The 12,104-nt window shown below is 71.6% G+C and carries 10 protein-coding genes and 2 pseudogenes; 4 read left to right on the top strand and 8 right to left on the bottom strand.

The window, feature by feature from the left end; all coding sequences use genetic code 11:
• Positions 1-212 (bottom strand): annotated as a pseudogene (locus D7X12_RS32885) (uracil-DNA glycosylase); the annotation flags it as partial.
• Positions 213-439: 227 nt separating this feature from the next.
• Here D7X12_RS32885 and D7X12_RS32880 point away from each other — a divergent pair.
• Complete coding sequence (locus D7X12_RS32880) at positions 440-1,003, top strand: NADPH-dependent FMN reductase (RefSeq protein ID WP_120629182.1); 564 nt, start codon at positions 440-442, stop codon at positions 1,001-1,003.
• A gap of 12 nt (positions 1,004-1,015) precedes the next feature.
• Here D7X12_RS32880 and D7X12_RS32875 read toward each other — a convergent pair whose 3' ends face one another.
• Positions 1,016-1,861 carry a helix-turn-helix domain-containing protein gene (locus tag D7X12_RS32875; protein ID WP_244224926.1) on the bottom strand — a complete coding sequence of 282 codons (846 nt, stop codon included), beginning with the start codon at positions 1,859-1,861 and terminating at the stop codon, positions 1,016-1,018.
• A gap of 93 nt (positions 1,862-1,954) precedes the next feature.
• On the opposite strand from D7X12_RS32875, the gene D7X12_RS32870 reads away from it, so the two are divergent.
• Both D7X12_RS32870 and D7X12_RS32865 read left to right on the top strand, forming a co-directional pair.
• Entirely contained in the window at positions 1,955-2,359 is a 405-nt protein-coding gene (locus D7X12_RS32870; RefSeq protein WP_120629180.1) for a hypothetical protein, read from the top strand.
• Between the two features lie 87 nt (positions 2,360-2,446).
• On the top strand, positions 2,447-3,376 hold the full coding sequence (locus D7X12_RS32865) for a hypothetical protein (RefSeq protein ID WP_120629179.1): 930 nt from the start codon (positions 2,447-2,449) through the stop codon (positions 3,374-3,376).
• Here D7X12_RS32865 and D7X12_RS32860 read toward each other — a convergent pair.
• A complete protein-coding gene (locus D7X12_RS32860) occupies positions 3,349-4,251 on the bottom strand; it encodes a LysR family transcriptional regulator (RefSeq protein ID WP_120629178.1) in 903 nt (300 codons plus the stop codon). The two genes, D7X12_RS32865 and D7X12_RS32860, sit on opposite strands and share 28 nt — an antisense overlap.
• A gap of 96 nt (positions 4,252-4,347) precedes the next feature.
• On the opposite strand from D7X12_RS32860, the gene D7X12_RS32855 reads away from it, so the two are divergent.
• The gene (locus D7X12_RS32855; RefSeq protein WP_120629177.1) at positions 4,348-5,406 is read left to right on the top strand and encodes an SDR family oxidoreductase; all 1,059 of its coding nucleotides are present in this window, start codon (positions 4,348-4,350) and stop codon (positions 5,404-5,406) included.
• A gap of 31 nt (positions 5,407-5,437) precedes the next feature.
• Here D7X12_RS32855 and coaBC read toward each other — a convergent pair whose 3' ends face one another.
• The 5 genes and pseudogenes from coaBC to D7X12_RS32830 form a co-directional block, all read right to left on the bottom strand.
• Positions 5,438-6,655 (bottom strand): bifunctional phosphopantothenoylcysteine decarboxylase/phosphopantothenate--cysteine ligase CoaBC, encoded by a 1,218-nt coding sequence (coaBC, locus tag D7X12_RS32850; RefSeq protein ID WP_120629176.1) that lies wholly within the window; start codon positions 6,653-6,655, stop codon positions 5,438-5,440.
• Positions 6,656-6,695: 40 nt separating this feature from the next.
• Positions 6,696-9,680, bottom strand: a complete 2,985-nt coding sequence (locus D7X12_RS32845; protein WP_120629175.1) for a carboxypeptidase-like regulatory domain-containing protein — start codon at positions 9,678-9,680, stop codon at positions 6,696-6,698.
• A 112-nt stretch (positions 9,681-9,792) separates the two neighbouring features.
• A complete protein-coding gene (locus D7X12_RS32840; protein WP_120629174.1) occupies positions 9,793-11,085 on the bottom strand; it encodes a Stp1/IreP family PP2C-type Ser/Thr phosphatase in 1,293 nt (430 codons plus the stop codon).
• A 55-nt stretch (positions 11,086-11,140) separates the two neighbouring features.
• On the bottom strand, positions 11,141-11,653 hold the full coding sequence (locus D7X12_RS32835) for an FHA domain-containing protein (RefSeq protein ID WP_120629183.1): 513 nt from the start codon (positions 11,651-11,653) through the stop codon (positions 11,141-11,143).
• A 74-nt stretch (positions 11,654-11,727) separates the two neighbouring features.
• Positions 11,728-12,104 (bottom strand): annotated as a pseudogene (locus D7X12_RS32830) (hypothetical protein); the annotation flags it as partial.

Below are 12,104 nucleotides of genomic sequence, written 5' to 3'. Positions count from 1 at the left end.
GGGGGAGCGACGGCCGGCTCGGGGGCCTTGGTCCGGGCGATCATCGTGCGCACGGACGAGGAGGCGGCGCGCTGCTGCTGGAGCTCGGCCGCGACCTTGGCGTCGACGAGCAGCACGCGGCCGCCGTTCTCCTCCTGCCAGAGGAGGTGGCGGCGCACGTCCTGGAGCACGTCGGCCAGCTCCTGCGAGGAATCGAGCGTGTCGTCGTTCACGGTTTTGGATCGGTAGCGGAGGGCCCGCCCCGGCGCAAGGAAGCAGCCGGAGAAGTTGCCCGTACGCTTAGCCCAGGGTCGGGCCCACCGCCACCTTCCGGGCGCAAGGCCGTGCCCGGGTCGGGTGCAGGACAGACCCACGGCCTTTCTGCTTTCCCCGGAGGCGCGCGCGGGAAAAGGTCGGGCGTCCCCGTCGTCCCAAGCCCGTTTCCAGGAGCAGAGCGCACATGATCAAGGTGGCCATCGTCGTGGGAAGCACCCGGCCGGGTCGCAAGGCCGACGCTGTCGCCCGCTGGGTCCACGACATCGCGAAGAAGCGGAGCGACGCTGAGTACGAGGTCGTCGACCTCCAGGACTTCAACCTGCCCCTGCTGGACGAACCCTTCCCGCCTTCGATGGGCAAATACACCCTGCCGCACACGAAGGCCTGGGCCGCGAAGGTGGCCGCGTATGACGCGTACGTCTTCGTCACGCCCGAGTACAACCACAGCACGTCCGGGGCGCTGAAGAACGCGCTCGATTACCTCTACGCCGAGTGGAACAACAAGGCCGCCGGCTTCGTGGCCTACGGCAGCGCGGGCGGCGTGCGCGCGGTGGAGCACCTGCGCCTCATCGCGGCGGAGCTCCAGATGGCTACCGTGCGCGCCCAGGTGCAGCTGTCGCTCTTCACCGACTTCGAGAGCTTCGCCGTCTTCAAGCCCGACCCCCACAAGGAGAAGTCGGTCAACGCGATGCTGGATCAGCTCGTGTCCTGGGGCACGGCGCTCCAGACGGTGCGCGTGAAGAAGTAGCGCCCAGCGCCCTTACGTATCCTGGCGGGACCGCTCGGACGCGGCCCGCCGCAGCACCTCCGCCGTGTCGGGGTCGGCCGGGAAGAATGACTCGATGGCCAGCTCCGCGAGCGTGATGTCCACGGGCGTGCCGAACACGGTGGTGGTGCTGAAGAGGGACAAGAGCCCCAGGGACGTGCGCACGCGCAGCGGCACCACGACGCCCGCGAAGTCGCGCTCCTTCGGGGCCGCCCGCTCCTCCGGCACCGGGTAGCCCCGCAGCTCCTCCAGGAGCGCCGCGAGCGTGGCGTCCGCGGAGACGTCCACCTGCCGGCCCAACCGCGTCAGGACATGGTCGCGCCACTGGCGCAGGTTCTCGATGCGCGGCGCGAGCCCCGCCGGGTGCAGGCTCAGGCGCAGGACGTTGAGGGGCGGCTGGAGCATCGCCGGGTCCAGGTCCGCGAGGAGCACGCCCACCGCGCGGTTCGCGGTGACGAGCGTCCAGTGCCGGTCCACCGCGAGCGCCGGATAGGGCTCATGGCCCGCGAGCACCAGCTCCACGGCCTCGCGCGTGGCGCGCAGCGCGGGGTCGTCCAGGGAGCGCTCGGCGTACACGGGCGCGAAGCCCGCGGCCACCAGGAGGCCGTTGCGTTCACGCAGGGGCACGTCCAGTTCCTCCGCCAGGTGCAGCAGCATGTCCCGGCTGGGATGGGAGCGGCCTGTCTCCAGGAAGCTGACGTGGCGGGTGGAGACCTCCGCGCGCAACGCGAGGTCCATCTGGCTCAAGCCGCGCCGCTGACGCCAGCCGCGCAGCAGCTCTCCCACGGGACGGCTCTGCTGAAGGCTCGTCATGGCCCGAAGATAGGGGGCCCACGTCATCGCATCCATTCCCTCGGAGGTAATCGACAGCGACAGGCCCGGCTCGCATCTTGTGCCCCGTCGTCTCCCACCTCCTGCAAGGGAATGAATGCCATGAGCACCAAGAACGTGTCGGGAAGCCTGCTGCGTCGCGCGCTGCTGTTGGACGGGGTCGCCAGTGGAGCCATGGGCCTGTTGATGGCCGCGGCCGCGGGTCCCCTGGCCCCCCTGCTGGGACTGGAGGCGGGACTGCTGCGCATGGCGGGGCTGGGCCTCATCCCCTTCGCCCTGCTGCTCGGGTATCTGGCGTCACGGGCCACCCTGCCCTCGTGGCCGGTGTGGTTCGTGGTCGCGGTCAACGCGCTGTGGGTCGTGGACAGCGTGCTGCTGCTGACCCACGGCCCGACGACGCCCACGGGGCTCGGGATGCTGTTCGTCGCGGCGCAGGCGGCGGCGGTCGCGGCCTTCGCGGTGCTGGAGTACGCGGGCCTGCGGCGCGGCACTCCGGCCCTCGCCTGACGTGGGCGCAGACGAAGTATCGGGTTCGCGCAGGCGCGCTCCACGGTGCGCCGCGCGGGCGGCGGGACATTGTTATCGTGACAGGACATGGCCTCCCTCCTTCGTCCGTGGCTCGCCGTCGTCGTCCTGTCCGCCGGAGCCTCCGGGTGCGCCACGCTGGGAGGTGCCCGGGACAAGGACCTCGTGTCGCTGCGCTACGGCTGGCCCGAGCAGGCGTCCATGCGGGTGCTCCACACGGTGGACGTGCGCACGGACTGGAGCGGCCGGCAGAAGGCGCAGCGACGGTTCACGATGCTCCTGGGCCCGGTGGATGCAGAGGGTCAGCGGCGGCTGGTGATCCGCGACGTGGAGATCATCGAGGCCCCGTTCCCCGCCTTCGTGGAACCCCTGGCCACGGCCATCATCGACGCGCAGGGAGACTTCCAGGGCATTGATCCGCTGGAGGACAGCCGGAGCCAGGCCTTCCTGGATGCGCTGCCCCTCAGCCCCCGGAAGAAGGCCCAGGTGACCGCGGGCCTCACCGCCGGGCTGGAGCGGGACGCGCGGGACAAGTGGAACCAGTGGGTGGGCAGCTGGCACGGCGCACGCCTCAAGCCGGGCAAGCTGGAGGTCATCGAAATGACGATGGACGTGGGCTCCGGCCGCAAGAGCACCCAGGCCGTCCCCGCGGAGGAGCGACAACGGCTGGACATGGGCGTGCCCTGCTCCGACGCCGACCCGGAGCCCCGGTGCGCCAGGCTGCATGTCGTGCGGGAGCCCGTGGGACAGACGGACGACACGCCCGGGAGGTTCGCGCGGGTGGAGCTGGAGCTGGTGACGGACCCCACGACGCTGCTGCCGCACTCGTCACGCATCCTCCGCATGGACCGCGTGGACTGGAACGCGCCGGACGGCGAGCCTGACTTCCACGAGTCCGTGCATGTGGAACAGCATACGTTCATCCACGGCGCGGACACGATGGCGGGACCGATGGCGCGGGTGCTCCCGCGTCAGCCAAGCCCCACTTTGGAGAAGTAGTCGAGGAACGCTCGGACGCGCGCCGGCAGGTGGCCGGCGGTGTCGAGGAACACCGCGTGCACGGCCTCGGTGTCACCGGAGTTCTGGTCCTCCAGCACCGCGACCAGGCGTCCGGCCTTCAGGTCCTCGCGCACCTGGAAGCCCGCGAGCCGCGCGAGGCCAACGCCCCCGAGCACCAGGTGCCGCAGCGCTTCGCCATCACTGGCCTGCACGTTGCCGACACAGGGCACGGAGACGGTGGCCCCGCGCTCCACGAAGGGCCAGTGCTGGACGGCGCGCACGTAGCTGAAGCCCAGGCGGTTGTGCCGCTCCAGGTCCGCGACCTTCCTGGGCGTCCCCATGCGCTGGAGGTAGGCCGGTGAGCCGACGATGGCGTAGCGGGTCTCCCCCAGCTTGCGCGCGATGAGGTTGGAGGGCTTGAGGGGGCCGGCGCGGATGGCCACGTCCGTGCGCGCCTCCAGCAGGTCCACCACCTGGTCCGTGAGCGTGATGTCCAGGGTGATGGCCGGGTGGAGCGCGAGGAAGTCCTGCACGCGGGGCAGGAGGATGTGCGTACCGAAGGGGACGTTGGCGTTGATGCGCACGCGGCCGGAGGGCGTCTCGCTGGTGGTGACGCCGCGCTCGGCCTCCTCCAGGTCCGCGAGCAGGCGGACGCTGCGCTCGTAGAAGACGCAGCCCTCGGAGGTGAGCTGGAGGCCGCGCGTGTTGCGGTGCACGAGCCGCGCGCCCAGGCGGTCCTCCAGGCGAGCGACGAGCTTGCTCACCGCGGACGGCGTCATCCGGAACGCGCGGGCCGCGGCGGAGAAGCCTCCCAGTTCGACGACCCGGACGAAGACTTCCATCTCCCCGGAGCGGTTGATGTCCAGACGCGCCATGGAATTGAACTCACAGGTGCTGTGCTCCCGGCCGCTCTACTCCACGCACCGGAGCGCGTCCATGGTGGTGGCCATACGCCATCCCGGGAGGACAGCATGAACGCGCACAAGAACGTGGCCCTGGTCGTCGGGGCCCATGGAATCATCGGGCTCAACCTCATCGCCCACCTGGAGACGCTGGAGGGCTGGGAAGTGATTGGCCTGTCGCGGCGCGGTGGCGAGCCCCGCGACCGGGTGCGCTACGTGTCGGTGGACCTGCTCGATGCAGAAGACTGCCGGAAGAAGCTTGGCGGCCTCACGCAGGTGACGCACATCTTCTACACCGCGTTCCAGGACCGGCCGACGCCAGTGGCGATGGTGGCGCCCAACCTGGCCATGCTGGTCAACGTGGTGGAGGCGGTGGAGCCCATCGCGAAGGGGCTGAAGCACGTGAGCCTGATGCAGGGCTACAAGGTCTACGGCGCGCACCTGGGCCCGTTCAAGACGCCGGCCCGTGAGACGGACGCGGCCCACATGCCGCCCGAGTTCAACGTGGAGCAGCAGGACTTCCTGGAGCAGCGGCAGCAGGGCAAGGCGTGGACGTGGTCCGCCATCCGTCCGTCCATCGTCGTGGGCTACGCGCTGGGCAACCCGATGAACCTGACGCTGGCCATCGCGGTGTACGCGGCGATGTCGAAGGACCTGGGCATCCCGCTGCGCTTCCCGGGGACGCCGACGGCGTACGACATCCTGCTGGAGGTGACGGATGCCGGGCTGCTGGCGCGCGCCACCGTGTGGGCGGCGACGGAGCCGAAGTGCGCCAACCAGGCCTTCAACATCAACAACGGCGACCAGTTCCGGTGGAGCGAGATGTGGCCGAAACTCGCGCGCATGTTCGACCTGGAGGTGGCCCCTCCCCTGCCCCTGTCGCTGGTGGACGTGATGGCGGACAAGGGGCCGCGCTGGGACGCGATGGTGCGGAAGCACGGGCTCGCGAAGAACTCCTACCAGGACGTGTCGGCGTGGCCCTTCGCGCAGGGCGTGTTGTCCACGGGCTACGACTTCGTCGCGGACGGGTCCAAGGCCCGCCGCTTCGGCTTCCACGAGCACATCGAAACGGAGGCGATGTTCCGCGACGTCTTCGCGGACTTCCGCCGCCGCAAGCTCATCCCTTGAGCAGCGGCTGATGACGCCCAAGCCCCACCCGTCACCCGCGCGGTGACACGAGCAGCAGCGAGAGGATTTCCCCCGCCACCGCGCGCTTGGTGCCCTCCAGCACGCGGTCCGGCCCGGTGCGGGAGATGACCGTCACCCGGTTCGTCTCCGTGCCGAAGCCCGCGCCCGCCGCGGTGACGTCGTTGGCGACGATGGCGTCCAGCCCCTTGCGCTCCAGCTTCTCGCGCGCGTGCTCCACCACCCGCTCCGTCTCCGCCGCGAAGCCCACCAGCACCGGGCGCTTCGCCCTCCCCGCCACCTTGCGCGACGCCTCCAGCAGCACGTCCGGCGTGCGCACCATGCGCAGGGACTCCGGGCCTTCACCCTTCTTCACCTTCTGCGGCGCCCGCACCTCCGGACGCCAGTCACTCACCGCCGCCGTGGCGATGAACGCATCCACGGACTCCACCCGCGACAACACCTCGCGCGCCATGTCCTCCGCGCTCACCACGTCCACCACCTCCAGGCCCGTGCGGTCCACCGGGCCCACCGGCCCCAGCACCACCGTCACCGTCGCGCCCAGCGCTCGCGCCTCGTGCGCCAGCGCCATCCCCATCTTCCCCGTGGACGGGTTGGAGATGAACCGCACCGGATCCAGGAACTCGCGCGTGGGGCCCGCCGTCACCAGCACCCTCTTGCCCTGCAACGGCCCGCCGCCCAGGCGAGCGGCCACCGCGGAGACGATGGCGCCCACGTCCGCCAGTCGCCCGGAGCCCACGTCGCCACACGCCAGCATCCCCGCCCCCGGGCCCACGCCCGTGAAGCGCGGATCCGCCAGCAGCGACGCCACGTTCTCCTGCGTCCGGGCGTTCTCCCACATCGCCACGTTCATCGCGGGCGCCAGCACCACCGGGCCCTTGAAGGCCAAGAGCGACGTCGTCACCGCGTCCCCGCCAAAGCCCGCGCGAATCTTCGCCAGCAGGTCCGCCGTCGCGGGCGCCACCACGAAGGCATCCCCCCAGCGCGCGAGGTCCAGGTGGCCGAAGTTCCCCTCCTGCGCCGGGTCGAAGTAGTCCGTGAGGACGGGGTGCCCGCACAGCGCCTGGAAGGTGAGCGGGGTGACGAACTGGCGCGCGGCCTCCGTCATGGCCACCCGCACCTCCGCGCCCGCTCGCCCCAGCTCCCGCACCAGCTCACAGGCCTTGTACGCCGCGATGCCGCCGCCCACGCCGACGATGACCCGGCGGCCCTTCAATGCCGATGCGTCCATGCGGCTTCATTACGCGCCAGGGGGCCCGGTCGCAATACGACTACTTCAGGGACACCTCGCCCTGGGAGGGCACTTCCACCGTGCGCACCAGGGGGCCCGCCCCCGGCATCTCCATGTGGAAGAAGCCCCACACCAGCGTGTACCGGCCCGGCGTCAGGCCCTGCACCACCACCCGCTCCGACATCGGTTGGTACACGAGCTGCGCGTAGCGCGAGCGCAGCAGCTCCACGGGCGGGTTGCCCACCTGCCCCACCTCGCCCGGGACGATCCACAGCGCCTTGCCCCGCTCCGGCTGGAGCAGCACCGTGAGCGAGCCCGTGCCCGGCACCGGCCCCAGGTCCAGCGTCATGTCCGTGCCCGACACCTGCACCACCACCGCCGGATCTCCCGAGCCCCCGCGCCCGCCCGCCACCATGAAGCGGTAGCTGCCCGGCGACAGGTCCGCGCTGTAGCGGCCGTCCGCCCCGGTGATGAGCGACACGGACTCGCTGCGGTCCGCGTTGAGCCCCTCCACCTGCGAGCCCGCCGCGGGCCGCCCGTCCGACAGGAACACCCGGCCCGTCAGGTGCGTCGCGGGCTTGAGCGTGAGCTGCACCGGCGCCGTGCTCCCGCGCTGCACCTCCTGCGTGCCGCTCACCTTGCCCTTGCGCGCGGACACCGTGAAGCGCGGCACGAAGGGCGGACTCACCAGCGTGAAGTTGCCGTCCGGCCCCGACAGCACCGACCCGTCACACACGTCACACGTCACCACCGCGTCCGCCACCGCGCCGCCCGATGCGTCCCGCACCTGGCCCGTCACCGACGGCGCCTTCGTCAGCACGACATCGCCCATGTCCGGCGTCTTCGACGGCCGGTCCACCACCTGGGGCTCGTAGCCCGGCGCCTCCACCGCGACGATGAGCCGCTCCCCCGCGCTGGACAGCGGCAGCTCGAAGCGCCCGTCCGGGCTGTTCACATCGTGCTCGTCCACGCGGAAGCGGCGCACCGGCTGGCCGCTGTCGTCCATCACCCGGCCCCGGAACGTCGAGCGCCGGCGCATCTTCACCTGCACCGGCGGCCCGCCCGGCTTGCCCTGCACCCTCTCAAGGGGCTCGTAGCTCGCGTGGTGCGCCTCCAGCGTGTACGTGCGCTCCGGCCGCAGCGCGCGGAACTCGAAGTGCCCGCTCGAGTCCGTCTGCACCGGCGCCGCCATGCGCGGCAGCACGTTCAGGTTCGCACCCACCACCGGCTGGCCGTCCTCGTCCACCACGTCGCCCGTCAGCTGCGCGCCCGGCTCCAGCTCCACCGCCACCTGCTGTGTGGTGCCGTCCTGCACCGTCACCGCCTTCGGGCCTGACTGCAGGTACTCCGGATGCGACGCCACCAGCGTGTACGTGCCCGGCGGCAGCCCGCGCATGGGCACCACGCCGTCCGGGCCCGAGGGGCGGTCGCTGCGGAAGACGTTCTCCGGATCCGCCCACATCATCACGTCCGCGCCCTCCACCCGCCGGCCCCCGCTGGACACCGTCACGTCCGCGCCCGCCTTCGCCTCCAGCGACAGCGTCACGTCCGTGGCGGGCGCCGTCGCCTGCACGCTGCCGCCGCCCCACTCGGAGTGGTGCGCGTGCAGCGTGTAGAGCCCCGGCATGGGCACCTGCGCGACGAAGCGGCCGTCCTCGCCCGCGTTCGTCACCTCCCCGGTGGGCTGCACCAGGATGGACACGTTCGACGCGGGCCGGCCGTACTCGTCGATGACCTGCCCCGTAATGAGCGTGGCCCGCGCCAGCTCCAGCTCCAGCGCCGTCTCTCCCTGCGCCACGCGCGCGGGGAGCTGCGCCGCGGTGAAGCCCTCCGCCTGTCCCTCCAGCACGTACTCGCCCGGCGCCAGCGGCCCCAGCTCCGCGAGCGCCCCGGTGGCCACCGCGTCGCGGCGGATGAGGTCGCCCGACACCGTGCGCAGGAGCAGCTGCGGGTTCGGCACCGGCTGGCCGTCCTCGTCCACCACCGTGACGAGCAGCCGGCCCGCCGCCTCCAGCTCCAGCGTCACCTGCGTCACCCGCTGCGACAGCGTGAGCGTCTGGGGCGCGGAGCCGAAGCCCGGCGCCTCCGCCGTCACCACCACCTCGTCCGGGTACAGGCCGTTGAAGCGCACCGGCGCGCCCTGCCCGTCCGTGTGCTCCTCGCGCGTCAGGTGGTCGCCCCTCAGCCGCACCGTCGCCGCGGCGGGAGCGCCGTCCCGCGTGACGCGCACTTCCAGCGTGCGCGACGGCGTCAGCTTCAGGCGCAGCGGCTGCGAGTTGGCCTCCACGTGCTGCGCCACCGCGGGCTGGAAGCCCTCCGCGTCCGCGAGCACGTAGAAGGGGCCCTCGCCCAGGCCCGTGAGCAAGAACGCACCGCCCGCGCCCGCCACCACCTCGAAGGGCAGCGGCACCTTGCGCGACACCGCGCGCACGCGCGCCCCGGGCCTCGGCTGGCCGGAGTCGTCCACCACCGTGCCGCTGATGCTCCGCAACGGCGGCAGGTACAGCTCCACCGCCTCACCCGGCGCGGCCCGCTCCTTGAGCGCCACGCCCAGCCCCGCCGCGCGCGCCCAGACGGAGAAGGACACGCCCGCCAGGCGCTCGAAGCGGAACCTGCCCTGCGCGTCCGTGCGCACCGTGGCGCGCGGCGTGAGGAAGCCCTGCTGCTGCTCGAAGAAGGACCGCGTGTGCAGCGCCGTCTCATGCGCGGTGCAGGCCAGGAGCGCCAGGCCGCACTCGTCGCACCGGACGTCCGCCAGCGTCCGCTCCGCCGTGGCCGCGAGCGACACCTCCGCGTCCGCCACCGGCTTGCCGCCGCCGTCCAGCACGCGCCCGGTGAGCGTCAGCCCCTCCTGCGCGCCCGACGACACCGTCACCGCGTTGAAGGCCGGCAGCCCCTGGCGCATCGAGCTCGCGGAGACGGGCGACACGGGGCGCGCGGCGGGCGTCCCCCACCGGGGGCCCCACACGACGGCGGCGAGGACCACCAGCGCGGCGGCCAACCCGATGAAGACCCATTTGCGCATGCGTACGCGGCCGGAAACTACCCCGCGGCCGGCCCCCCCCAACGGCGGTTTGCCCCGGGAAATTCCGGAGCGTCCTGTCCAGGACGTCCCACGGCCCGGAAGCGTTCCCGCGTCAGTCTTCCGCGAACGGCTGGATGGCCTGCGCCACGGCCAGCTCCTGCCGCGCTTCGCTCAATTCGGAGTTGGTGGCGCGCAGCCGGTCGCTCAGCACCTGCACGAAGCTCCAGAGCATCTTCACCGCGAGGATGGCCTCGCGCTTCATCAGCCCCATCAGGTCCGAGCGGGCAATCACCATCGTCCGCGTGGGCTCCGTCGCGCGCACCGTCGCCGACCGGGGCGCGTTGTCGATGAGGCCCATCTCACCGAAGTGCCCGCCCGAGCGCAGCTCCGCGATCTCCACGCCGTTCTTCTCGATGGCCACCCGGCCCCGGATGACGACGAAGAGCTCCTCGCCCGGCTGCCCCTCCACGACGATCTCCCGACCCGCCGGGTAGGTTCGCGTGGTGGCGATGGACAACACCGCCGTCTGCTCCTTGTACGTGAGGTGGCGGAAGAGCGGGATCTTCCGCAGCGCCTCCATGCGCGACTGCGCCTCGCTCGTCTCCTCGCTGGCCAGCGCGGCGCTGTCGCCGGCGATCTTCACCACCACCGCGGTGATGTTGTCCTTGCCGCCGCGCTCGTTGGCGATGTCCACCAGCTTGCGCGGCAGGTCGCCGGGCTGGAGCCCCGCCACCAGCGGCAAGATCTCCTCGTCCTCCATGTAGCCGTGGAGGCCGTCGGAGCAGAGCAGGAACACGTCGCCGGGCATCAGGTCCACGATGAGCGTGTCGACCTGGACCGACTCCTGGATGCCCACCGCGCGGGTGATGACGTTGCGGTACTGCGACGTGGCCGCCTGCTCCTTGGTGATGGTGCCGGCCTTCAGCTGCGCGGCGACGAGCGTGTGGTCCTCGGTCAGCCGGTGACACTGGCTGTGGCGCACCAGGTACACGCGGCTGTCGCCCACGTGCCCGATGACGCCCTTGTTGCCGCCCACCGCCAGGCACACGAACGTCGTGCCCATGCCGCGCTTGGCGGCGTCCGTCATCGCCGCGCGGTAGATGTCCGCGCACGCGCGCTGCACGGCCACCTCCACGAGCGCCGCCGCCGCCGAGCGGCTGTCCGCCGTGGGGTTGTTGGCCAGGTCCTTGAGCAGGTGACGGTTGGCCGCGATGTGCTGCTTGACCACCTCCGTGGCCCGCGCACTCGCGACTTCACCCGCGGCGTGACCGCCCATGCCATCGGCGACCATGAACAGGCCGAGCGACGCGTCCACCATCATCGCGTCTTCGTTGTGCTGCCGTTTCCGGCCTACATCGGTCAGCCCGAAGGCTTCTGTGGTCAAGGCCACCGCGAACGCTCCCATCCATGCCGAGGGTGACTCCGCACGTTACGCAGGCCGCCGAAGACGTGGCAAGGCTTCAGGACTGCAGCCGCACCGCCAGCAGGCGCGCGAAACCGCCTGCCGTGTAGAAGGTGACCTCCACCTGGCCGAAGCGCACCCGCATCCCGTCCCCCAGCGGCTCCGGTTTGCGCGCCAGCAGGCGCCCTCCCGCCACGTACGAGCCGTTCTTCGAGCCCGCATCCGTCAGCAGGAACCCCGCTTCTCCCGCGTCTCGCGAAAACCACGCGTGAAATCGGGACACACTGCCGTCGTCCAGCACGACGTCATTGTTGCCGGTGCGCCCGACGGTGATGCCCCGGCCGAAGGCGTTGCCCTGGGACTTGAGGAGCGGAAAGACGACGGGTTCGTCCTGGCCGAGCGTGGCAGGCCCGGCGTTCGTCACGGTGCGCAGCGGGTAGTCCTCCCGTTCCGCCGGGGCGACGGAGCCCAGCGCGGGCATGAACAGGAGGATGGCGGGGGGGAGGCCGCGCTCGAACTCTTCGCGGTTGCGCAGGTAGCGCGTGACGTGGGCACTGAGCAGCTCGGCCATGACGGGGGGGCGCGGCGCACGGGCGCCCACACCGGGTGGCCGTTCCGCTCTCACTCCCGGAGTGTACCTCGCCTTTACCGCCAATCCGCGAAAAATCCGAGGTTCACGCCACCCACGAAGTCACGTGCGTAACTGCGCTTCTTGAGGCCGAACGGCTCCGCGTAGCCCAGGGCGACGCCCAGGCCCACGTCGCCGAGCTGGTAGCCCACCTGGACGCGGCCCTGGATGGTGCCGGCGACGCGCCGGTCGGGAGGCAGGAGGGTGGCGAAGTGGGCGCCGTAGAAGGTGGGCCCGCCCGTCACCTGGAAGCCCCAGTGCGCCAGACCGGGCAGATGGTTGCGGTAGCCGACCCCGACCTGGGCGGTGTGCTCGTAGTAGGAAGACACCGGCAGCTCGTAGAGGCTCAGCACCGTCGTCGTGTCGGGAAGCGCCGCCGCCCACCCCACCCCAC

It is taken from the genome of Corallococcus sicarius, from assembly GCF_003611735.1.
Lineage (GTDB): Bacteria > Myxococcota > Myxococcia > Myxococcales > Myxococcaceae > Corallococcus > Corallococcus sicarius.
Note: the sequence above shows the minus strand (reverse complement) of the source record. Positions and strands in the feature narration are given on the sequence as shown.

Bases quoted from the DNA above. Each gene is read 5' to 3' on its own strand.
- D7X12_RS32875 (WP_244224926.1), bottom strand. From the start codon at position 1,861: ATGACGTGGGCCCCCTATCTTCGGGCCATGACGAGCCTTCAGCAGAGC.
- D7X12_RS32840 (WP_120629174.1), bottom strand. From the start codon at position 11,085: ATGGGAGCGTTCGCGGTGGCCTTGACCACAGAAGCCTTCGGGCTGACC.
- D7X12_RS32865 (WP_120629179.1), top strand. From the start codon at position 2,447: ATGGCCTCCCTCCTTCGTCCGTGGCTCGCCGTCGTCGTCCTGTCCGCC.
- D7X12_RS32835 (WP_120629183.1), bottom strand. From the start codon at position 11,653: ATGGCCGAGCTGCTCAGTGCCCACGTCACGCGCTACCTGCGCAACCGC.
- D7X12_RS32870 (WP_120629180.1), top strand. From the start codon at position 1,955: ATGAGCACCAAGAACGTGTCGGGAAGCCTGCTGCGTCGCGCGCTGCTG.
- coaBC (WP_120629176.1), bottom strand. From the start codon at position 6,655: ATGGACGCATCGGCATTGAAGGGCCGCCGGGTCATCGTCGGCGTGGGC.
- D7X12_RS32845 (WP_120629175.1), bottom strand. From the start codon at position 9,680: ATGCGCAAATGGGTCTTCATCGGGTTGGCCGCCGCGCTGGTGGTCCTC.
- D7X12_RS32855 (WP_120629177.1), top strand. From the start codon at position 4,348: ATGAACGCGCACAAGAACGTGGCCCTGGTCGTCGGGGCCCATGGAATC.
- D7X12_RS32880 (WP_120629182.1), top strand. From the start codon at position 440: ATGATCAAGGTGGCCATCGTCGTGGGAAGCACCCGGCCGGGTCGCAAG.
- D7X12_RS32860 (WP_120629178.1), bottom strand. From the start codon at position 4,251: ATGGCGCGTCTGGACATCAACCGCTCCGGGGAGATGGAAGTCTTCGTC.